Raw genomic sequence first — 21,565 nt, 5'->3', positions numbered from 1 at the left:
TGTGTCAGTAACGACCACATGGACCAGCTTCTGCAGATAGGCGGATCTCTTCTGGCGATTCTTGCTCTCGCATGGCTTGCGGGAAAGATGCAGCTTGGCGGCGACCGGCGCATCCGGAGCGAGGCCGAAGCGCGCGAACTGGCTGACGAGATCATGACCGGCTTCGACCCGATTGAAATCGCTATCGACCGCGCCGGTTACGGCGCTCTGCTGCGCGACGGGGATGGCCGTGTCATGGTGCTGCGCCGGCACGGTGCACACTTTGCTGGCCGCTTGCTTGATCGGCGGCCTACAGCGCGGCTGGACCAGAATCTTCTCACAATCGAGGCCGAGGATCGCCCGTTCGGCGCGGTGACCCTCGATCTGGGCCGCCAGGCACAAGTCTGGGCGGCGAGCTTGCGGCGGCTGGAGGCGCGCTGAAATGCCCGATTTCTCACCTACCGAATATGCCGTTCCCGGGTTTATCCTGCTGGTGATCATAGAGATGATCTGGGCCCGCAAGCACCGGCCGGAAGCGTATGAGCCGCGCGACACCCTGACCTCGCTCGCATTCGGCCTCGGCAGCACCGTCGCCGGGCTGCTGCTTGGCGGCATGGCGCTGTTTCTGTTCCTGCTCGCCTATGAATACCGGGTCATCGATTTTGGACCGGAATGGTGGTCGATCTGGTGGCTGTGGCCGGTTGTTTTCGTGCTCGATGATCTTGCCTATTACTGGATTCACCGGTTCGGGCACCGCGTCAGGTGGTTCTGGGCAAGCCATGTGAACCATCATTCCAGTCAGCACTACAATCTGAGCACGGCGCTGCGCCAGACATGGACCGGGGCATTCACGCTGGGATTTGCTTTCAAATTGCCGCTCGTCTTCCTTGGCGTTCATCCGGTGATGATCGCGGTCGCCGGCGGGTTCAACCTGATCTATCAATTCTGGATTCACACCGAGGCTATCGGCAAGATGCCGCGCTGGTTCGAAGCGGTTATGAACACGCCCAGCCACCACCGCGTGCACCATGCAACCAATCCGCTGTATCTCGACCGGAACTATGCCGGAGTCTTCATCATCTGGGACAAGCTGTTCGGCACGTTCCAGCCCGAGGTCGACAGCGAACGCATCCGCTACGGGATCGTGAAGCAATTGGGCAGTTTCAACCTGCTGTGGGCCGTCTTCCATGAATGGATCGGCATGCTGGCCGATATCTGGAAGGCACCGTGGAGGCACAAGCTCGCCTATCTGCTGCGCGAACCCGGCTGGACCCACGACGGCAGCCGAGAAACGTCCGACATGATCCGGGAACGCTGGCAAGCTCGCCAGGCGCAGCAGCCCGAAAATCAGGGCCAAAATCGCATTGCAGATAACAACGCAATTGCCCCGGGCGAGGAAGCCGCTTAACCTTTCCGTAAAGGAGAGGTCATGGATCAGTTCGACTACATCGTAATCGGCGGAGGCAGCGCGGGCAGCGCTGTTGCCGGCAGGCTCGCAGAATATGGCAAGCACAGCGTCTGCCTGCTCGAGGCAGGTGGGCGTAACGACAACATGCTGGTCAAAACGCCCGGCTTCATGCCGTTCCTCCTAAAGAACACCAATTACCGGTATGACACGGTCCCGCAAAAGGGGTTGAACGGCCGCATAGGCTATCAACCGAGGGGCAAAGGTCTGGGCGGATCATCGGCCATCAATGCGATGGTCTACATTCGCGGTAACAAGTGGGATTACGATAATTGGGCTGAGCTCGGCTGCGATGGCTGGAGCTATGATGATGTCCTGCCGTTTTTCAAATACGCGGAAAGCAACGAACGCGGCGCGGACGATTTCCATGGCGGTGAAGGTCCGCTGTTCGTTTCCGACCAGAAATGGGTGAACCCGACCAGCAAGGCTTTTGTATCGAGTGCGGAGTCGCTCCAACTGCGGCTGAATGAGGATTTCAACGGCCAGCGTCAGGATGGCTTCGGTGTCTACCAAGTGACGCAGCGCAATGGTGAACGCTGGTCAGCCGCGCGTGCGTATATCGAACCGCTGCGGGATATGCCCAATCTTGAAATCCGCACGAAGACGCTGGTCGACAAGCTGATCATCGAAGGCGGCAAGGTTACGGGCGTCGCGATCAGGCAGGGCCGGCGGCGCAAGATCCTGACCGCGCGCGGCGGCGTGATCCTGTCTGCCGGTGCATTCAATTCACCTCAGATCATGATGGTTTCCGGCATCGGTCCGGCGGCCCACCTGAAGGAGCACGGGATTAACGTGGTTCGCGACGCGCCAGCAGTTGGCAGCGACCTGCAGGACCATATCGATTACGTGTCGAGCTGGGAAACCGAATCCAAGGACCCGATAGGCGACAGCGCCGCCGGGACTGCCCGCATGGCCAAGGCGATCATCGAACACCGGCGCAAACGCACCGGCATCATGACCACCCCCTATGCAGAGGCCGGCGGTTTCTGGAGCGTGATGCCCGATGCCCCCGCCCCCGACATCCAGTGGCATTTCGTTCCGGCGATGCTGGAAGATCACGGACGCGAAAAGGTAAAAGGGCACGGCTTTTCGCTCCACGCCTGCGTCCTTCGGCCCGAAAGCCGGGGGACAGTGCGCCTGAATTCGGCTGACACGAAAGATGCGCCGCGTATCGACCCCAATTTCCTCGATGATGAACGCGACATCGCGGTGCTGCGCGCAGGCGTGCGCTTGTCTCACCGGATTGCCGAGGCTTCGCCGCTGGCGGATTACGAACCGAAGGACCGCCACGAGATCAATCTGAACGACGACGATGCTCTCGATCAGCTGATCCGCAACCGTGCAGACACCGTCTATCACCCTGTCGGCACGTGCCGGATGGGGGCCGACGAGAACAGCGTTGTCGATACCAAGCTGAAGGCGCGCGGCGTTGACGGCCTGTGGATCGCCGATGCCAGCGTTATGCCCAAGATCGTCAGCGGCAACACCAATGCCCCGTCGATCATGATCGGCGAACGCTGCGCCGACTTCATCATGAACGGCGGCTAGGGCCGGAACCACACTACTGCTTGGGGATATCCGGGCGAGGTTCTCGCCAGCACAAATGCGCCCACACAAAAAAGGGGCCGGAGCTTTGCAGCGCCGGCCCGTTGAGTGTTGTTCGCAGGAGGAACGTTGTGCGGCGGGAACGGGAGGGGAGAGGATCTCCCGGCCCCGCCGTACCTGGTGAATTAGTTGTAGGCGCGTTCGCCGTGTTCGCTGATGTCGAGGCCGTCGACTTCGGCTTCTTCCGAAACCCGGAGGCCGAGAAGTGCCTTGACGATAAGCCCGGCGATCAGAGTGCCGACACCGGCCCAGACGATCGTGACGAGAACGCCTTCGGTCTGGATCCACAGCTGTGCTGCCACGCCGGTCGAGCCATCGCCCGGTCCGCCGAGGAACGGCTGGTAGACAATGCCTGTACCGATCGCACCGACGATGCCGCCAATGCCGTGGATGCCGAACGCATCAAGGCTGTCATCATAGCCGAACTTGGCTTTGAGCTTGGCAACCGCGAAGTAGCAGACTGCAGATGATACGATGCCGAGCAGGATCGCACCGAACGGACCGGAGTTGCCGGCAGCCGGGGTCACCGCAACCAGACCGGCGATAACACCGGAACAGAAGCCGAGGGCTGATCCCTTGTGACCAGCGAGACGTTCGATGACCATCCAGGACAGGGCACCGGCTGCTGTCGCAACGAAGGTGTTGATCATGGCAAGTCCGGCAGACCCGTCCGCTTCAAGAGCGGAACCGGCGTTGAACCCGAACCAACCGACCCACAGCAGGCCTGTGCCGACCATGGTCAGCGTCAGGCTGTGCGGAGGCATCGGCTCAGCCGGATAGCCGCGGCGTTTGCCGAGAAGGAATGCGAGGACCAGGCCCGAAACACCTGCGTTGATGTGCACCACGGTGCCGCCGGCGAAATCGAGCGCACCAGCTTCGAACAGAAGCCCGCCGCCTGCCCAGACCATGTGGGCAATCGGGAAATAGACGATGGTCAGCCAGATCGGCACGAATGCCATCACTGCGCTGAACTTCATCCGTTCAGCCGTCGCACCAAGGATCAGCGCTGCGGTAATCGCGGCGAAGGTCATCTGGAAGCTTACAAACACATATTCGCTGATGACTTCGTCGGTGAACGTCGCAGCAGTCGTGCTGGCGTCCATGCCCGAGAGGAAGTAGCTGCCCCCGCTGACAAACAGGCCGAGCGCGCCTTCATAGGTTTCCGAACCGAAGGCGAGGCTGAAGCCCCACATCACCCATACGAGCATCGCGAGCGACGCCGTCGCACCGATTTGGGTCATGGTCGACAGCATGTTTTTCGAGCGGGTGAGGCCGCCATAGAACAGCGTCAGGCCGGGAATGATCATCAGCAGGACCAGAATGGTCGATGTCATCATCCAGGCGTTGTTTCCGGGATTGGCCACTGCTGGCGCAGCTTCGGCAGCGTCCTGTGCCCATGCGGGTGCGGCGGCGGCAAACGACGCGCCAAGCGCGCCAGCCCCGCCAAGAATTTTGCGGATCATGGAAGTTTCCTTCATGTCTGGAAGAGCGGTCATAGCGCTGTGTCCCCGGTTTCGCCGGTGCGGATGCGCGTCGCGTCGGCGAGGTCGAAAACGAAGATCTTTCCGTCGCCGATCGACTCGGTGCTTGCGGTATCCTTGATGGTTTCAACCACCTGAGCGGCGATGTCGTCGCCAGCTGCAATTTCCAGCTTCACCTTGGGAAGCATGTTGGTGGAATATTCAGCACCCCGATAAATCTCGGTTTGCCCTTTTTGACGTCCGAAGCCTTTGACCTCGGAAACGGTCATGCCCGCCACGCCAATGGCGCCGAGTGCTTCGCGCACCTCGTCGAGCTTGAATGGTTTGATTACGGCGATGATGAACTTCATCTCTGGCCCCTGCTTGTCCGCCGACCCGTCGTCGACTTCGCACATGCAGCAAAAGCCGTGCCAGTTTTGAAATATCCCGGATTCCGCAGGGGTTAGTGCGCAACAAACCTTCCCCACGAAGGAACAAATTGCCTGATTATTAGGCGATGCCTATAAATTAGGCAATTCTAGGTGGGCGACGATCGGCAAATGGTCCGATGCCTGTGCCGCCATGCCGCTGTGGTGAACGTGTTGTTCAAGGCAGCCCCACTCGGGCGAAGTCACAATTCTGTCGAGCCGGGCAATCGGCTGGCGCGAGGGGAAGCTGCGGCCTGTGTCGAGGATGTGCCAGCCCGCATTGAATTCCTGCATCGCCCCGGTCTGGTTACCCCATTGGTTGAAATCGCCCATCAGCACTGTCGGACAGGCTGGCCCGCAATCCTCGACATGACCCAGCACGGCCTTGATCTGATCGCGCCTGCGCAGACCGGACAGGTCGAGGTGCATTCCCACAACGCGGACCCTGATTCCGTCAATGTGGAGGTCCGCGCGCGCCGCTCCGCGCGGCTCAAGCGTCGGCAGATCGAGCGGTTCGGCGTTGATGATCTTGAATTTTCGCCGCACGAGCAGGGCATTGCCGTGCCAACCCAGGCTGCGCGGCCGCTTGGCCACATCCACCGGTTTCCACGGCGTGTCGTCCAGCGCGGCACGTTCCAGAACGCTGGCCCTCTGGCCGACCCGCAAATCCGCCTCCTGCAAGGCGATGATATCCGCATCCAGCTCGCGCAGGACCGTGATGATCCGGTCTGCATCGCGGCGCCCGTCGGTGCCCACGGCCTTGTGGATGTTATAGCTGGCGAATTTTAGCCTCACGAAAGGTGCCTATTCCTCTGGCTCGCCCGGAATGTACCGGTCGGTCGGCCGCGCAGGCAAACCGTCAATACTCGACAGCTGCATTCCGTATTTCGCCGCCCATTCGGACGGATTGGCGCGGGCATGGTGCTTGGTCAGTGTGTCCCGCTCACGCTCGAATTCCATGAATGGAACGCCGTAACCGCAGCTGGTCTGAACGCTTTCCACCTTGATGTCGAAGATCTGCCGCGTTCCTGGCAGCAGGGTGAAATGCTGCGCCAATGCGTCCCACTGTGCATCCTGGGGCAGCACCGGAACGCCCTGACCATAAATTCTGAGGATCAAGGCTGGCTGTTCGAAATTGCAGAACATGACCGTGATCCGGCCATTCGCCACCAGATGGGCATGGGTTTCGTTGCCCGACCCGCCAAGGTCGAGATATGCAACCCGCCCCGGCTCCAGAACGCGGAAAGCGTCATAGCCCTTTGGGCTGAGATTGACGCGCGACCCCTCCGCCGCAGTGGCCACGAAGAACACCGGCTGCCTGCCAATCATCGCAATATGATCATCCTGCAGCGTGTCGAAAAATTCGGCCATTTCACAATGCTACGCTCGCAAGCGCGGCTTGTCACCGCTCCTTGGTAGCGGAAAATTTCAGATCTGGATTTTTCTCTTCCTGATAGCTCACATCCCACGGGGACTTGGCCAGAAACACAAGGTCGCCATCGCGGTCCTTGGCGAGATGAGGGCGATTGAATTCCTCGAAATCCTTCATCGCCTGACCTTCGCCCTTTACCCAGCGGGCCGTCGCAAACGGGGCCGCCTCCAGCGCAGCTTCGACCTTGTATTCCGCCGACAACCGCGAGATCAGCACTTCCAGCTGCAACTGGCCGACTACGCCCACGATATGGTTCGCACCCAGTTCGGGATAAAATACCTGGATCACGCCCTCTTCGGAAAGGTCGTCCAGCGCCTTGCGCAGCTGCTTGGTCTTGGTCGGGTCTTTCAGCTGGACCCGGCGGAGAATCTCCGGCGCGAAATTGGGCAGTCCGGTAAATCGCAGCTTGTTGTTTTCGCTCAGCGTGTCGCCAACCCGCAAAGTCCCGTGATTGGGGATGCCGATGATATCACCCGCCTCGGCGGTGTCGGCAATTTCGCGGTCCTGCGCAAAGAACAGGATCGGAGAATGGATCGCGATCGGCTTGCCAAGACCCGACGGAATCAATTTCATCCCGCGTTTAAACGTGCCCGAAACCTGCCGCATGAAGGCGATCCGGTCGCGGTGGTTCGGGTCCATATTGGCCTGAACCTTGAAGATGAAACCGGTAACCTCGTCGTCATCGGGCTGCACCTGAGTTTCACCGGCCGGCTGCGGCCGGGGCGGCGGAGCATATTTGGCAATCGCATCGATCAACTCGGTAACGCCGAAATTCTTCAGCGCAGAACCGAAATAGACCGGCGTCAGATCGCCATTGCGATAGGCTTCCAGATCGAACTCGGGATAACCGATCTGCGCCAGTTCGGCATTTTCTGCGACTTCGTCAGGCAAAACCGGATCTGCGTCCCGCTTACCCAGAAATTCTTTCGACGGACCTTCAGGGCGCGCGACAGTGCCGCCTTCGAATTCCAGAATGCCTTCAAACTGGCCACCCATTCCGACCGGAAACATTTGCGGGCTGACGTCGAGCGCCAGCATGTCGGCAATTTCATCGAGCAATTCGAAAACCGGGCGCCCTTCGCGGTCGACCTTGTTGACGAAGGTAATGATCGGCACGCTGCGCAGCCGGCAAACCTCGAACAGCTTGCGCGTCTGCGGTTCGATACCCTTGGCGGCATCGATCACCATGATCGCCGAATCGACCGCCGTTAGCGTGCGGTAGGTGTCTTCGGAGAAATCCTCGTGCCCCGGCGTGTCGAGCAGGTTGAAGGTAATCCCGTCCCGCTCGAATGTCATCACGCTGGATGTGACCGAAATTCCGCGCTGCTGTTCGATCTTCATCCAATCGGACCGTGCGCGCCGCGCCTGCCCGCGCGCCTTGACCTCGCCCGCAAGGTGGATCGCGCCGCCTTGCAGCAGCAGTTTTTCTGTCAGCGTGGTCTTACCAGCATCGGGATGCGAAATGATCGCAAATGTTCGCCTGTCGGATGTCATGATCAGCCGCGCAGTTCCGCGCCGAGTTTTGCCGCGGCGGCGACGACCTTGTCCGAAATCGCTTTCAGGTCTTCTTCCTTGTAGCTCTTATCGGCAGGTTGAAGCGTCACTTCGATCGCGACCGATTTCTTGCCCTCTGGCACGCCCTGACCGGCAAAGACATCGAAGATGCGCGCATCCACGATGTTCGCCTTGTCCGCACCCTTGACCATGCGCTGCAAGTCGCCTGCCGGCAGTTGAGCCGGAACGAGAAACGCGAAATCGCGCATGACGGATTGCAATGCGGGCGGCGAATAATTGCTTCTGGCGAAACTTGCCGCGCCCTTCTTTCCAGGGATCGCGTCGAGGAAAATCTCCACCGCGACGACCGGCACTTCAATGTCGAAAGCCTCAAGCGTCTTGGGATGCAGCGCGCCGAAGCGGGCCAGTACGTTCTTTGGTCCCAGACGCAAGGTGCCGGACTGACCAGGGTGGAATTGACCGCCGGCCTCGCCCATCACCTGCAATTTGTCAGCCGGGGCGCCGGCCTCTGCCAGCAGCGCCATAGCCTCTGCCTTGGCGTCGAAAGCATCGAAATGTACCGCCTTGCCCGATGCCCAACCGCGCGGGGTTTTCTCGCCCGCCAGCACCACACCGACAGTCGGCTTCTCGTTGCTGGACCCGTCATCATTGCGGAAATACCGCCGGCCGATCTCGAACAGCCGCAGCGCACCGGCGCCGCGATCGACATTGCGTTTGGCAGCCATCAGCAAGCCGGGAATCATGGACGGGCGCATCGCCTTCATGTCTTCGCTGATCGGGTTGTCGAGCGCCCAGAGCTTGTGACCGTCGGCAAAATGTTCTGCCTCCGGCACCGGCAGGAATGACCAGGTAACCGCCTCATTCAGCCCGCGGCCCGCAGCAGCACGGCGAACGCGCCGCTCCTGCTTCTGTTCGCTCGACGCGGTCGGCACGGCAACACCCTCCGCACGCGGCAAAGCAACACTGGCGATATCGTCGATGCCGTAAATGCGCACGACTTCCTCGACCAGATCTGCCGGACCTTCCACATCGTGGCGGCGCAGAGGCGCGGTTACCGCCCACGGAACAGCCGACGCATCGACGGCGAAGCCAAGCGATTCGAGAATCCGCTGCTGCTCGTCAGAGGCAACATCCACCCCTCCTAGCCGCTGCGTCAGAGCTGGATCGAAGGACACCGACCGGGCCTCGGCAGGCGGGGTTCCGGCGCGGACCTTTTGTGTCGCTGCGCCCCCTGCGAGTTCGGCGATCAGACCGGTCAGCAGGTCCAGTCCATCATCGAGAAACGCGGGATCGACGCCGCGCTCGAACCGGGTCCGCGCGTCGGACGACAGGCCCAGCTTGCGGCCCGTCTGGCCAATCCGGTGAGGATCGAAATAGGCGATTTCGAGCAGCACGTCGGTGGTTGAATCCGAACAGCCCGAATTCTCGCCGCCCATAATACCGGCGATGTCGTGCACGCCGTTATCGTCCGCGATGACGGTCATCTCGCTATTAAGCGTATAGGTCTTTTCGTTAAGCGCCAGTACCTGTTCGCCATCCTTGGCGCGGCGGGCAGTGACGGCACCGTTCAGCTTCGCCAGATCGTAAGCGTGCGCCGGGCGGCCATAGGCCAGCATCAGGTAATTGGTCAGATCGACCAACAGCGAGATGGGCCGCTGCCCTGCACTTTGCAGGCGCTGCTGCAGCCAATCAGGCGACGGTCCATTGCGGACGCCGGTAATCACGCGGCCATAGAATGCTGGGCAACCTTCCGGATCATCCGTGCGGATTTCAACCGGACATGCGCCCGCTTCCTCGAAAGGCGGCATGGCAATCGGCTTCAGCGTGCCCATACCAGCAGCCGCAAGATCGCGCGCGATGCCGTGCACGCCCATACAGTCCGGGCGGTTGGGGGTAATCGCCACATCGAACACTGGCGAGGTGCCGTGATAGCTGGCGAAGCTTTCGCCGACGGGCGCGTCATCGGGCAGCTCGATGATGCCGTCATGCTCGTCGCCCAGCTCCAGTTCGCGCACTGAGCACATCATGCCGTTCGATTCGACGCCGCGGATCGCGCTCTTGCGCAGCTCCATTCCGTTGGAAGGCACGACAGCGCCGGGCTGGCCCAGCACACCCTTCATCCCCGAGCGCGCATTGGGCGCCCCGCAAACCACCTGCAGGGGATCGCCCGCGCCGGTGTCCACGGTTAGCACCTGCAGCTTGTCGGCATCGGGGTGCTTGGCCGCAGTGAGAACTTTTGCCACGGTGAAACCGGCGAGCTTTTCCGCCGGGTCCTCGATACCTTCGACCTCCAGACCGATACGGTTCATCGCCGCCGCCAGTTCCGCAACACTCGCCTCGGTTTCGAGGTGATCCTTGAGCCAGGTCAGGGAGAACTTCATGCCGGTGCTCCTACGCCTGCGGAAAGGGTCGGCTGGTCATAGGGGCTGAACCCGTAATGCTGCAGCCAGCGAATGTCGCCGTCGAAGAAAGCGCGCAAATCGTCCATTCCGTATTTCAGCATCGCGAGGCGGTCCACGCCCACGCCGAAGGCAAAGCCCTGCCATTCGTCAGGATCGAGACCGGCGAATTCGATCACCCGGCGGTTGACCATGCCACTGCCCAGCAATTCCATCCACGCATGACCGGGGGCATCACCCGATCCGCCCAGTACGCGGCGGCCCTTGACGATCTCGAAGCCGACATCGACCTCAACGCTCGGCTCGGTGAAGGGGAAGTATGACGGGCGCAGGCGCAGGACGATATCGTCGCGCTCGAAAAATGCCTTGAGGAAGGTTTCCAGCGTCCATTTCAGATGGCCAAGGTGGATGTCCCGGTCGATCACCAGGCCTTCCACCTGATGGAACATCGGCGTGTGTGTGGCATCGCTGTCGCTGCGGTAAACGCGGCCCGGCGCGATAATCCGCACTGGCGCACCCTCGTTCACCATCGTGCGGATCTGCACGGGCGAGGTGTGCGTGCGCAGCAGCATCGCACGGTCTTCCTTGTCCCTGTCAGGGAAATAGAATGTGTCATGCATCGCGCGCGCCGGATGGTGCTCATCCATGTTGAGCGCGGTGAAATTGTGCCAGTCATCCTCGACTTCGGGACCGGTCTTCACCGCGAAACCGAGATCGGCGAAAATCTCTGCCAGTTCGTCCATCACCTGGCTGACCGGATGGACCGTTCCCCTCGCCTCGTCCGGAGCGGGCAGAGACAGGTCGAGCGTTTCGGTTGCCAGTCGTCGGTCAAGCTCGGCATTTTCCAGCGCGTCCTTGCGGGCGGCGATGGCATCGGCCACTTCGGCCCGCGCCTGCTGGATCGCTGGGGCTTTTTCCTGGCGTTCTTCCGGGGTCATCTTGCCCAGGGTTTTGAGCAGCTGGCTGATCCAGCCCTGCTTGCCCAGCGCATCGACGCGCAGCGCCTCTACAGCGTCAAGCGAGCCTGCGGCTTCAATCGCCTCGAGGGCGGTGTTTTTCTGTGTCTTCAATTCTTCCATGGCGAAGGCGCGCTAGCGCCAATTTGCGCGCAAGGCAAAGGTGCAGATTGGCAGGCCGAATTTCGTTTCAGTCAGGTGCGCGTTCGGGCGGGTCCAAAGTCGGCACTGCCGAGCCGTAGGCACGCATCCTTTCCTTCAGAAATGCGCCCATTACCGGGTGATCCATTTCCGCATATTCGGTGGGCGTCATGCCGAGGAATTCCTTGCAGTCGCGCACGAAGTGGGACTGGTCAAAATAGAGCGAGTCTATCGCGCCGATCCAGCCGAGCGTCGGATCGAGCATGAACTGCGCGAGGCTGCGCATGAAGCGCTGCCGGCGCAGCAGGAGCTTGGGCGAGAACCCGAAATGCTTGCGGCACAGCCGCTCAAGGGTCCGCTGATTCAATCCGCACTGGTCGGCGAGATCGGAAACATGCGGCAGCTCTGGTTCGACCAGCTTGGTATGGATGGCCGTGATCCTCGGGTCTTCCTTGCCAAACCGCGGCGCGGCCTCGCGGAAAAAATGCGTGATCCAGTCCAGTTGGCTGTGCTCTGCACCCTCACGCGACTGCAAGCCATCTGCGAGCTCTGCAAACTGGGTGAAAGCCGGCGAGATGCGCGCATCGTTGATCGTATTGGCAAAATCGTCTGCCGGCCTGCCCACAAATGTGGACCAGCCCAGCGGCATCAGGCCGATGCCCCAGATACTGGTCGCGCCCATGGTAAAGTTCAGCGGGCTACGGCTGGGCCCGGTTACGGTCACGTCGCAATCGTCGAGCACATTCCCGGCGATTTCGTTGTGAGGCCGTGCACCGGAGAAAACCCGAAAGTTCGCCCATTCGGGATGCAGCGAATCGCTGACGGTTTCCGACGGGCCGGGATCGATGTCGACATGATAGAAGGTCGTAAAATATCGTTCGAGATCTGGAGGCGGCTCATGAAAGCTCACCGCGATCCGGCATTGTCCGGACATTTTGGCGTTCCCCGACTTGTCGTATTTCTACAAGCGGTATTCATACGCATGCGGCCCGGAAAGGAAAGGGTGCCGCGTTAATCAGCCTTGGGGCCGCCGAGCCTGAGGGTCTGGATCATGGCAGCGAATCTATGTCAGACATAGAAAAGGGCGCGGAAGGTCATGCCGTCCGCGCCCTTTCATGATCCGGTTTTGAAACCGGCGAAGTGCTTAAGCCGGAAGGGCTTTCTTCGCCTGTTCGATCACGCTCTTGAAGGCAGCGCCTTCGTTCATCGCGAGATCGGCCATTACCTTGCGGTCCAGTTCGATACCGGCGAGCTTAACGCCGTGCATGAACTGCGAATAGGTCAGGCCTTCTGCGCGGACGGCAGCGTTGATACGCTGGATCCACAGAGCGCGGAAATTGCGCTTCTTAACCTTACGGTCGCGATACGCGTACTGGCCTGCCTTTTCGACAGCCTGGCGCGCGACGCGGATGGTGTTCTTGCGGCGACCGCGATAGCCCTTGGCCTGGTCCAGTAACCGCTTATGCTTTTGGCGCGTGGTGACGCCGCGTTTAATGCGTGGCATTTTTCAAGTACTCCTAAATTCCGAACCGGCTCAATCGAGGCCGTAAGGGGCCCATTTCTTGATTGTCTTGACGTTGTCGTCAGACAGTACGGACGTGCCGCGGTTGGTACGGATGTACTTGGCGTTGTGGTGCGTAAGACGGTGGCGCTTACCAGCGACGCCGTGCTTCACTTTGCCAGTTGCGGTGATCTTGAAGCGTTTCTTCACACCACTTTTGGTCTTCAGCTTGGGCATTTCTTGTCTCCTGAAAGGATGTCGGGTCAGAGACACGTCCAACCAGCCCTGGCAGCCCTAACGGCCAGACCGGCAGATGAATCACGTGTCGGTGAAGGGGGCGCATTTAGACGAACCACGCGCGAATGCAAGGGGATTCGCAGGCGCTGGACGGGCGCATCAACCGGCGTAAATCATCTTCCGCGTCATCCCGCCATCGACCACGATCTGCTGCCCGGTGACAAAGCCTGCTCCCTCGCCAACAAGCCATTCGACAGTGCGCGCAATATCGGACACTTCGCCGACACGCCCGACAGGATGCTGTTCCTTGTCAATTTCGCGGTGATCGGGGAAGCTGCGATCCGCCTTTTTCTGCCACGGACCCGTCTCTATCCAGCCGGGCAGCACCGCGTTCACGCGAATATCCGGCCCCAGCGATACCGCCATCGAATGGGTCAGCGCGCTGACCCCGCCCTTGGATGCAGCATAGGCGAATGTATCCGGCTCCGATTGCACTGCGCGGGTGGATGACATGTTGATGATGCTGCCCTGCTTGCCGCGGCGCAGCAGGGGAATTGCCGCCCGGCTGCACAGGAAGGTTGATGTCAGGCTAGCGTCGATCCAGCCCTGCCACTTCTCCAGCGTGAGCTCTTCCATCGGGCCGCAGTAAGGATCAGCTATGGCGGCATTGTTGACCAGAACAGTCAGCGGCGACTGTCCAAGCCATTCCGAGATCTGCCCGAATGCCGCCGCAACGGCGTGCTCGTGCCCGACATCGCATTCGATCGCCAGCAGTTCATCGCCCGCAAATTGATCGCGCAGTTCAGCCAGAGCGTCATCATCCTTGTCGAGGGTGCACACCCGCCAGCCTAGGTCCAGAAAATGCACCGCCGTACCCCGGCCGATGCCGGCGCCGCCGCCGGTTATGACGATAGTGTTGTTTGTCGTGCTCATGGCGCGAAAACGATCCGCACGCGGATCGGTGCCTTGATCTTTGCCAATCAGCCCATCGCTTCGAGGACATCCTCGAGCCGCGCCGGATCGCCCAGTGCAAGCACATGGCCGTCACTGTTCGCGTCGAGCGGATTGCCTTGCCAGTCGGACATGGTGCCGCCCGCACCCTCCACCACCGGAACAAGCGCGGCATAATCATAAATCTCCAGGCCAGCCTCGCACACGATATCGAGGTGACCCGATGCCAGCAGTCCGTAATTGTAGCAGTCGCCGCCATAGACGATCATGCCCTGACGTTTGTTTCCGCCGACTGCCTGGGCCACTTTCATATAGGCATCCGCCTGTCCCGCATCGAAGTAGTGCGGACTGCTGGTTGCCAGCTTCGCTTCGGTCAGTTCGCGGCAGCCGGAGGTTTGAACGGGTTTGCCGTTGAAGGTGGTTCCGCCGCCGATCTGACCAACCCAGCGTTCGCCCGCTATCGGCTGGTCGATCACACCCAGCATCGGCCAGCCATCCTGCATCAGTGCGATCAATGTGCCGAAGATCGGACGCCCCGCCATGAAACTGATCGTCCCGTCGATCGGATCGAGGACCCACTGCCGCCCGGCCGATTCGCGGCTGGTGCCGTATTCCTCGCCGATAATGCCGTCATCGGGATATTCCGATTCGATCAAGCGGCGCATCTCTGCCTCGGCCGCTTTGTCGGCTTCTGTAACAGGGCTGCGGTCGGCTTTGCGCTCGTCGGAAAAGCTCGATCGGAAAAGCGGCCCGATTACCGAACCGGCGGCATCCGCCAAGCGGTTGGCGAAGGCGATATCTCTGGAATTGATCATGCACTGCACATCGTGGCAGAGCGCGATTTGGTCAAGGCATAGGCCTTGCGTAAGCTGCGGTTTTGCATAAGGGTCTTGGCACAGGGCTTGGCGCCGGAAGACAATTGTCCGCCCCGGTTGCCGCTCATAAAAAACCGGGCACGTTTCGGGTCCAGAATAATAAGAGCTGAGGTCAGACAGTCGGATAATGGGCGCTGGGAATTCCCACGAGGTTGAAAACGGCAAACAGGGCGGGAGCGATTCTGCCCGGCTGCAGCCGCGGACCGGCGCGACCAGAGACGGCGTGCCGCTTTCGTTCAACCGCCCTCCCGCTGCCGATCTTGAACCATGGCTTGGCCGGGTCATGGTCGCCGTGGCGCAGGCACCCGACGATTATGTGGTCAACGGTCTGTTGTGCAATGATGCCAGCTATATCCGCACCGCGATCGGCGTCGACTGGACCGTGGGAACGGCAGATGGTGAGCTGCGCATTCGCGACGAAACCTTTGTTTGCGGCCAGCATTCGAAAGCGATGCCGCTCGAATATGTAGGCGGGATCAAGGTCGCCGGAATGATGTTCCGCCCCGGTGCGTTCCGGGCGATATGGGGCAAGGACGACGGCCCGCTGATCGACCGGATCAAACCGACCGAATTCATTGGCGTACCCGATGCGGAACTCACCGGCCTCTACGACGCCGACAAGGACCCGCTCGACTGGCTGATCGCGATGGAAGACTGGCTGCGGCATTACATCGCGCGCCACGGCATCCAGCCGCCGGAAAGAGTTTCACAAAAATTCGAAGCTGCGGCGTTTGCCGACCCCAACCAGTCGATTAACGATTTCGCTGAGGATAACGGGGTTACTCCGCGAACCTTGCAGCGGATCATCAAACGTGATTTCGGGATGACGCCGAAGCAGGTGATGCGCCGGGCAAGAACGCTCGACCTCGCGGCGCGCCTGTGCGGTGTGGCAGACGAGGAAGAAGAGGAGATCTATCTCCGCTTCTTCGATCAATCGCACCAGATACGGGAATTCACGACCTTCTTCAGCATGACGCCCAAGCAGTTCGTGTCAGAGCGGCAGGGCCTGCTCACGCTCAGCCTTGAAATCAGGCAGGCCCGCCGGCTGGAAGTTCTGCACCGGCTGGAGCCCGATTCGATACGCCCGTGGATGCGCGAACCGTTCGTGCCAGTGGTCAGTCAAACAGCGAGCTGACCGAGCTTTCATCGGCAATCCGGCGAACGGCTTCGCCGATCAGCGGCGCAATGGTGAGTATCCGGATACGGTCCGAATCCTTCGCAGCATCGGACGCCATGATGGTGTCTGAAATGACCAGTTCGGTCAGCGCCGAATCGTTGACCCGGGCCACCGCCCCGCCAGAAAGCACACCATGCGTGATATAGGCCGCGACGCTGCTCGCGCCCTGATCCAGCAGCGCCTGCGCTGCGTTGCACAGCGTGCCGCCCGAATCGACAATGTCATCGATCAGGATGCAGTGCCGCCCCTGAACATCGCCGATGATGTTCATGACTTCAGATTCGCCCGGACGGTCGCGGCGTTTGTCGACGATGGCAAGCGGGGCATTGTCGAGGCGTTTTGCCAATGCGCGGGCACGAACCACGCCGCCCACATCGGGCGAAACAACCATCAGTGACTGGTCGCCGTAACGCGCCTGGATATCCGCTGCCATGACCGGCGCGGCATACAGATTGTCGGTCGGGATATCGAAGAAGCCCTGTATCTGTCCGGCGTGAAGATCGACCGAGAGGACACGGTCCGCCCCGGCTTCGGTGATCAGATTGGCCACCAGCTTTGCCGAAATCGGCGTGCGCGGTCCGGGCTTTCTGTCCTGACGCGCATATCCGAAATAGGGGACCACGGCGGTGATCCTGCGGGCCGAGGCACGGCGCAGCGCGTCGATTCCGATCAGCAATTCCATCAGATTGTCATTCGCCGGAAAGCTGGTCGACTGAACGATGAAAACGTCTTCGCCGCGCACGTTCTCGTGGATCTCGATGAAAATTTCTTCATCCGCAAAGCGGCGCACGCTGGCGTCGGTCAGTGGAATTTCGAGATAGGCTGCAATGGCCCGCGCAAGCGGCAGGTTCGAATTGGCGGCCATGATTTTCATGCGATGTATCCCCGAAAGCGCAACGATTCGTGCTGGCGGAGGCTTAGCCGAGCGGCCCTGCATTGCAACAGAGCAGCACCCAGCTTTTCCCAATCCTGTGCCCCGGCACGTGAAGGTAATCTGCGGAGCGTGTGCGCCCCGACAGGCTTAAGAGCTTCGGTGTTCGCCCCTGATCCAGCGGACGGTGCCGCTGCTGGCGCGCATGACAACGCTTTCAGTGGTCATCTTCCCGCCGCGCAGGCGTTTGACACCATCGAGCAGCGAACCGTCGGTGACGCCGGTTGCAGCAAAGATGCAGTCACCCTTGGCGAGGTCTTCCAGCTTATAGATGCGGTCGAGTTCCTCGATGCCCCATTTGCGGGCACGGGCGCGTTCGTCATCGTTGCGGAACACCAGCCGGCCATTGAACTGGCCGCCGACACAGCGAAGCGCAGCGGCAGCAAGCACGCCCTCTGGCGCGCCGCCCTGCCCCATATACATGTCGATGGTGGTTTCCGGATCGGTCGTCGCGATCACGCCGGCAACGTCACCGTCACCGATCAGCACCACGCCGCAGCCGAGGCCGCGCAGTTCCGCGATAATATCGGCGTGACGCGGACGGTCGAGGACACAGACGATGATCTCGTTCGGTTCCACACCCTTGGCTGCTGCAACAGCCTGGACATTTTCAGTGACAGTTTTTTCGAGGCTGATGACGTCGTCAGGATAGCCCGGACCAACCGCGATCTTGTCCATATACGTATCGGGCGCGTTGAGCAGGCAGCCTTCTTCGGCAGCGGCGAGCACCGCGAGAGCGTTGGGACCAGCCTTTGCAGTAATAGTGGTGCCTTCCAGCGGGTCGAGGGCGATATCGATCTTGGGGCCTCTGCCCGGTGCACCGCCAACTTTTTCGCCGATGTAGAGCATGGGCGCTTCGTCGCGCTCGCCCTCACCGATCACCACTGTTCCATCCATGTACAGCTCGTCGAACGCCTTGCGCATTGCTTCGACTGCGGCGTGGTCTGCCGCCTTCTCGTCGCCGCGACCGATCAGCTTGGACGCAGCGATTGCCGCAGCCTCCGTCACGCGGACCATTTCAAGGACGAGAACCCGGTCGAGGACCTGGCTGGCGGCAAGCTTCTTGGTGTTCATGGTGAATTCAGTCCCTCTGGGCTGCTGTGGCATCCAGCATCTCGGCAATTGTTGCTTGGCCGCTTAGACAGGGAGTGTTGCATTGTCGAGAAGGCTTGGGTCCGCAATTGCTGGCCCGCAATGTATGAAGGCATTGTATCTGGCAGTGATGGCCCTGCTCGCCATCGGCTGGTCAGTATCCACTCAGCCGGCCGCCGCACAGGGGCGCACGGCATCCACCGCCGAAGACGTGTTCGCAAATGCGCAGTCAGCTTACGGCCCGCCCCCTCCGGAGCCGAAATGCGATCAGGGTAACGGGGATGAGATCGTGGTTTGCGCGGAGCAGCAGGAACAGTCTCAGTTCCGGGTCAAATCCACCAGCGAACTGGACCCGGAATCGGATGAGGCACTGGATGACGGGCTGCCCCGTGCACCCGATTTCGCCGAATCATGCAAAAAAAACCCGGAAAAGGGGGCTTGCATCAGTTTCGGTTCGGTCCCGCCGCCAGCCTATCTGATCGATTTTTCCAAATTGCCTGAAACACCCAAAGGGTCGGATGCGGACAGGATTGCAAACGGGTTGGCCCCGCGCGGAAACGACACCGGGGCCCAGTCTCGCCTGCCCAATGAATTGCCGGGCGAAACGGCGCGTGAGCCCGCAAGCGAAGAAGGCCCGGCCCTTAACGAGACGGAACGCCAACCCTGACTCCGGCCCAGGCTTCGGCCCAGGCTTCGGCCCAGGCTTCGGCCCGCAACCTAATCTTCTAGGATTTTCATGACCAGCGGCGGCGCAGTGAGACTGTCCGAATCGGCCAGCAATTGCAGCGCGTAGGTGACACAGCTTTCCGGGCCATCATGCGTCACCATCGCCACCAGAACTTCCCCGCCATCATTGGCGCGGCCCTGTTGTATCAGGCTTTCTATCGACACATCGGCGTCGCGCATCGCAGCGGTAATCTCTGCCAGGACACCCGGCCGGTCGGACACGGTAAAGCGCAGATAGGTCTGACCGATCCGTGCGCCCGATTCAGCGGGGGCCATCGCCTGCAATGCCGCTGCCGGCACGGAAAACGGCGCCCCGGCCTCGCCGCGCGCAATATCGATCAGGTCTGCAACAACCGCACTTGCCGTCGGCCCTTCACCGGCGCCGGCACCCTGAAACAGCAAGCGGCCCGAATAATTGCCCTCTGCCACGACGGCATTGGTGGGGCCTGTGACATGAGCCAGCGGATGCCCCTTGGGGACCAGGCACGGTTTGACCTGCTGCAACAGAACCGGCGCACCGGAACTGTCCGTTGAAATATCGGCCATTCCGATCAGGCGGATAACGTAGCCCAGCGCATCGGCCTGTGCGATATCGGCGGCACGGACCCGCGAAATCCCCTCGCAAGCGACGGCTTCGAAATCGACCCGCGCGCCAAAACTGATCGCGGCGAGAATGGCCAGCTTGTGGGCCGCGTCGATCCCTTCGATGTCGAAAGTCGGGTCAGCTTCCGCATAGCCCAGTTCCTGTGCATCCTTCAGCGTGGTGGCGAAATCCGCGCCGGAGCTTTCCATGGTCGACAGGATATAGTTCGCGGTGCCGTTGAGGATGCCGTAAATATGCTCGATCGAATTGGCCGCTGCGCCTTCGCGAAGACCCTTCACAATCGGGATGCCGCCTGCAACCGCCGCCTCGAATTTAAGGGCGGTGCCTTGCGCTTCGGCCGATTCGGCCAGTGCCAGTCCGTGATGCGCGATCATCGCCTTGTTGGCGGTGACCAGGCCCTTGCCCGCAGCGATGGTATCGCGCGCCAGCGTCAGCGCCGGACCGTCCGCCCCGCCGACCAATTCAACAACCACATCGACATCGCCGCGCGATGCCATCTGTGTCATGTCGCCTTCCCAGGCGAAGCCAGACAGATCGACACCGCGATCTCGGTTCCGGTCGCGCGCGCTGACTGCCACGACTTCCAGCGGGCGCCCGGCACGCGCGGTTACCAAGTCAGCGTTCGCATCCAGCAGGCGGATAACCCCGGCGCCAACGGTGCCAAGGCCGGCCAATGCAATCCTGAGCGGCGCGGAAGATGTTGTGTCTGGCAATCTCAAGTCCTTTGTTCGGTGTCTTCGGCAAGCAAGGCGTCTCTTGCACTTTGCGGGATCGGCATGGATTTGCCGGTTTCCAGATCGACATGGACGTTCACCAGTTCGATCTCTGCGCGCAGATCATCTGCAGGCGCGCCGTCCCCGCGTACTTCATCATGCCCGTGCAATTCGATCCGAGTGGTCATGCTGCTCGATCCGATCCGGGTGGTCCAGGCGCGTCCTTCGATGAACTCGTTTGCGCGGATCGGTTTGCGGAAATTCACTTCTGCCTTGGCCACGTGAAATTCCAGCGCGCCCTCGCCGCTCAGACGCAATTCCCGCGCATCCCAGTATTCGGTGACGATCAGGTCGGCATATTCAAGATAACGCGCATTGAAAACGACCCCTTGAGGATCAAGTTCGGCGTAACGGACACGGAAGACGTGGCGGAATGGCTGTGACATGAGCGGCTCTGTAGCCGCCATGACTGCCGCATAGGAACCAGTATTTCTAAGCTGGCCGCTAGCTGCGGTTGCGCGGACAAGGGCCAAGCTGATTGCGGATGTAACCGTAATCTTCGGCTGCACGCTGCTGTGACACGCGGTCCTGCGACAGGATGACTGATCTGGGCAGTGCGTCAGGCAGGAAACACGCCAGCCTGTACCATGCCAGCGTCTCTGCTTGCGGCGGGCGGGCGGCCTGATCAACGATTTCGCTCCACGAAACGCCCCACATCGGGCGTTGCCCCGGCCTGCGAATGACTGTCAGCGATACCGGACCGTCCGCCTTGGTCGAAACGAAAATCTGCGTTTCCGATTCGCCAGCCAGATTGCCGGCAATCGACAATGCGTCGCGGATGCCGGAAATCGCAGGCGGCGCATCTGCCGCGAGCAATTCGGTCAGCACACCCCTTAGCCTCTGCTCCGTCTCCGGTGACCAGGCCAGCTGTGACGACGGAGCAGCCAGCTGAATTTCACCGGGACGGCCGGCAACCGGCCTCGCAAACAGGATGACTTCCTGTTTCTTCAGCTTGGGCACCTTGCCCTTGGCTGTAAGCGGAACATCCACCAGGTATTTGAGGGATTCGCCCACCGGCGTGCTGCCTGAAAGCAGCGCAATTGTCCGCGCTTCAATATAAAGTCTGACCATGCCGGGCGGGACATCCGGGGCACGTTCCGGCTTCAGCGCAATCTGCTTGCGAATCTCTGCCCGCAGGACCAGCGGCGTGCCATCTGCCAGGTCGGCAAGATCCGCATATGTCAGCTGCATCTGGGCAGGGCCGGTCTGCGCGGTTGCTGCTGAGCCCAATGCCGCAGTGCCGAGTGCCAAAGCCACGATTGCGAGTGATGTTTTCATGTTTGTCAATTTACCCAAGGGTTTATTTCGCTCCGTCATT

22 protein-coding genes are annotated in these 21,565 nt (G+C 60.9%); 5 read left to right on the top strand and 17 right to left on the bottom strand.

Going from position 1 to position 21,565, the window contains the following annotated elements; genetic code table 11:
* The first annotated feature begins 18 nt into the window (after positions 1–18).
* The 3 genes from GRI43_RS11685 to GRI43_RS11675 are packed head-to-tail and all read left to right on the top strand — an operon-like array spanning position 19 to position 2,992.
* A complete protein-coding gene (locus tag GRI43_RS11685; RefSeq protein WP_160731273.1) occupies positions 19–420 on the top strand; it encodes a hypothetical protein in 402 nt (133 codons plus the stop codon).
* 1 nt (position 421) lies between these two features.
* A complete protein-coding gene (locus GRI43_RS11680; RefSeq protein ID WP_160731272.1) occupies positions 422–1,387 on the top strand; it encodes a sterol desaturase family protein in 966 nt (321 codons plus the stop codon).
* Positions 1,388–1,408: 21 nt separating this feature from the next.
* On the top strand, positions 1,409–2,992 hold the full coding sequence (locus GRI43_RS11675; RefSeq protein WP_160731271.1) for a GMC family oxidoreductase: 1,584 nt from the start codon (positions 1,409–1,411) through the stop codon (positions 2,990–2,992).
* Positions 2,993–3,174: 182 nt separating this feature from the next.
* Here GRI43_RS11675 and GRI43_RS11670 read toward each other — a convergent pair whose 3' ends face one another.
* The 12 genes from GRI43_RS11670 to GRI43_RS11615 all read right to left on the bottom strand — a co-directional run bounded on the left by GRI43_RS11670 (position 3,175) and on the right by GRI43_RS11615 (position 14,884).
* Positions 3,175–4,512 (bottom strand): ammonium transporter, encoded by a 1,338-nt coding sequence (locus tag GRI43_RS11670; RefSeq protein WP_160731719.1) that lies wholly within the window; start codon positions 4,510–4,512, stop codon positions 3,175–3,177.
* A 29-nt stretch (positions 4,513–4,541) separates the two neighbouring features.
* Complete coding sequence (locus GRI43_RS11665) at positions 4,542–4,880, bottom strand: P-II family nitrogen regulator (protein WP_160731718.1); 339 nt, start codon at positions 4,878–4,880, stop codon at positions 4,542–4,544.
* Positions 4,881–5,030: 150 nt separating this feature from the next.
* Complete coding sequence (locus GRI43_RS11660) at positions 5,031–5,732, bottom strand: endonuclease/exonuclease/phosphatase family protein (RefSeq protein WP_160731270.1); 702 nt, start codon at positions 5,730–5,732, stop codon at positions 5,031–5,033.
* A gap of 9 nt (positions 5,733–5,741) precedes the next feature.
* Positions 5,742–6,308, bottom strand: a complete 567-nt coding sequence (locus tag GRI43_RS11655) for a pyridoxamine 5'-phosphate oxidase family protein (RefSeq protein WP_160731269.1) — start codon at positions 6,306–6,308, stop codon at positions 5,742–5,744.
* 31 nt (positions 6,309–6,339) lie between these two features.
* A complete protein-coding gene (locus GRI43_RS11650) occupies positions 6,340–7,863 on the bottom strand; it encodes a peptide chain release factor 3 (protein ID WP_160731268.1) in 1,524 nt (507 codons plus the stop codon).
* A gap of 2 nt (positions 7,864–7,865) precedes the next feature.
* Entirely contained in the window at positions 7,866–10,265 is a 2,400-nt protein-coding gene (pheT, locus tag GRI43_RS11645; RefSeq protein WP_160731267.1) for a phenylalanine--tRNA ligase subunit beta, read from the bottom strand.
* Positions 10,262–11,362 carry a phenylalanine--tRNA ligase subunit alpha gene (pheS, locus tag GRI43_RS11640; RefSeq protein WP_160731266.1) on the bottom strand — a complete coding sequence of 367 codons (1,101 nt, stop codon included), beginning with the start codon at positions 11,360–11,362 and terminating at the stop codon, positions 10,262–10,264. The genes pheT and pheS overlap by 4 nt, the downstream gene beginning before the upstream one ends.
* A 67-nt stretch (positions 11,363–11,429) precedes the next feature.
* Positions 11,430–12,314, bottom strand: coding sequence for an AraC family transcriptional regulator (locus GRI43_RS11635; RefSeq protein ID WP_160731265.1), 885 nt, complete (start codon positions 12,312–12,314; stop codon positions 11,430–11,432).
* A gap of 210 nt (positions 12,315–12,524) precedes the next feature.
* Positions 12,525–12,884 carry a 50S ribosomal protein L20 gene (rplT, locus tag GRI43_RS11630; RefSeq protein WP_160604960.1) on the bottom strand — a complete coding sequence of 120 codons (360 nt, stop codon included), beginning with the start codon at positions 12,882–12,884 and terminating at the stop codon, positions 12,525–12,527.
* Positions 12,885–12,914: 30 nt separating this feature from the next.
* On the bottom strand, positions 12,915–13,118 hold the full coding sequence (gene rpmI / locus GRI43_RS11625) for a 50S ribosomal protein L35 (protein ID WP_160731264.1): 204 nt from the start codon (positions 13,116–13,118) through the stop codon (positions 12,915–12,917).
* A gap of 159 nt (positions 13,119–13,277) precedes the next feature.
* A complete protein-coding gene (locus GRI43_RS11620) occupies positions 13,278–14,051 on the bottom strand; it encodes an SDR family NAD(P)-dependent oxidoreductase (RefSeq protein ID WP_160731263.1) in 774 nt (257 codons plus the stop codon).
* A gap of 47 nt (positions 14,052–14,098) precedes the next feature.
* Positions 14,099–14,884, bottom strand: a complete 786-nt coding sequence (locus tag GRI43_RS11615; RefSeq protein WP_160731262.1) for an inositol monophosphatase family protein — start codon at positions 14,882–14,884, stop codon at positions 14,099–14,101.
* Between the two features lie 187 nt (positions 14,885–15,071).
* Here GRI43_RS11615 and GRI43_RS11610 point away from each other — a divergent pair, with 187 nt between their 5' ends.
* A complete protein-coding gene (locus GRI43_RS11610; protein WP_235903740.1) occupies positions 15,072–16,079 on the top strand; it encodes a helix-turn-helix domain-containing protein in 1,008 nt (335 codons plus the stop codon).
* Here GRI43_RS11610 and GRI43_RS11605 read toward each other — a convergent pair.
* Both GRI43_RS11605 and glpX read right to left on the bottom strand, forming a co-directional pair.
* Positions 16,060–16,995, bottom strand: coding sequence for a ribose-phosphate pyrophosphokinase (locus GRI43_RS11605; RefSeq protein WP_160731261.1), 936 nt, complete (start codon positions 16,993–16,995; stop codon positions 16,060–16,062). The two genes, GRI43_RS11610 and GRI43_RS11605, sit on opposite strands and share 20 nt — an antisense overlap.
* Positions 16,996–17,142: 147 nt before the next feature.
* Positions 17,143–18,126 (bottom strand): class II fructose-bisphosphatase, encoded by a 984-nt coding sequence (gene glpX, locus GRI43_RS11600; protein ID WP_160731260.1) that lies wholly within the window; start codon positions 18,124–18,126, stop codon positions 17,143–17,145.
* 124 nt (positions 18,127–18,250) lie between these two features.
* Here glpX and GRI43_RS11595 point away from each other — a divergent pair, with 124 nt between their 5' ends.
* On the top strand, positions 18,251–18,811 hold the full coding sequence (locus tag GRI43_RS11595) for a hypothetical protein (protein WP_160731259.1): 561 nt from the start codon (positions 18,251–18,253) through the stop codon (positions 18,809–18,811).
* 50 nt (positions 18,812–18,861) lie between these two features.
* Here the strand turns inward: GRI43_RS11595 and GRI43_RS11590 are convergent, their stop codons facing one another.
* Genes GRI43_RS11590 through GRI43_RS11580 form a run of 3 tightly spaced genes read right to left on the bottom strand, consistent with a single transcriptional unit; the run spans position 18,862 to position 21,525 of the window.
* Entirely contained in the window at positions 18,862–20,187 is a 1,326-nt protein-coding gene (locus GRI43_RS11590) for a homoserine dehydrogenase (protein ID WP_160731258.1), read from the bottom strand.
* Between the two features lie 2 nt (positions 20,188–20,189).
* Positions 20,190–20,633, bottom strand: a complete 444-nt coding sequence (locus GRI43_RS11585) for an acyl-CoA thioesterase (protein WP_160731257.1) — start codon at positions 20,631–20,633, stop codon at positions 20,190–20,192.
* Positions 20,634–20,691: 58 nt separating this feature from the next.
* Positions 20,692–21,525 carry a hypothetical protein gene (locus GRI43_RS11580; RefSeq protein ID WP_160731256.1) on the bottom strand — a complete coding sequence of 278 codons (834 nt, stop codon included), beginning with the start codon at positions 21,523–21,525 and terminating at the stop codon, positions 20,692–20,694.
* Between the last annotated feature and the right edge of the window lie 40 nt (positions 21,526–21,565).

This window comes from Pontixanthobacter luteolus (genome assembly GCF_009828095.1).
GTDB lineage: Bacteria > Pseudomonadota > Alphaproteobacteria > Sphingomonadales > Sphingomonadaceae > Pontixanthobacter > Pontixanthobacter luteolus.
Note: the sequence above shows the minus strand (reverse complement) of the source record. Positions and strands in the feature narration are given on the sequence as shown.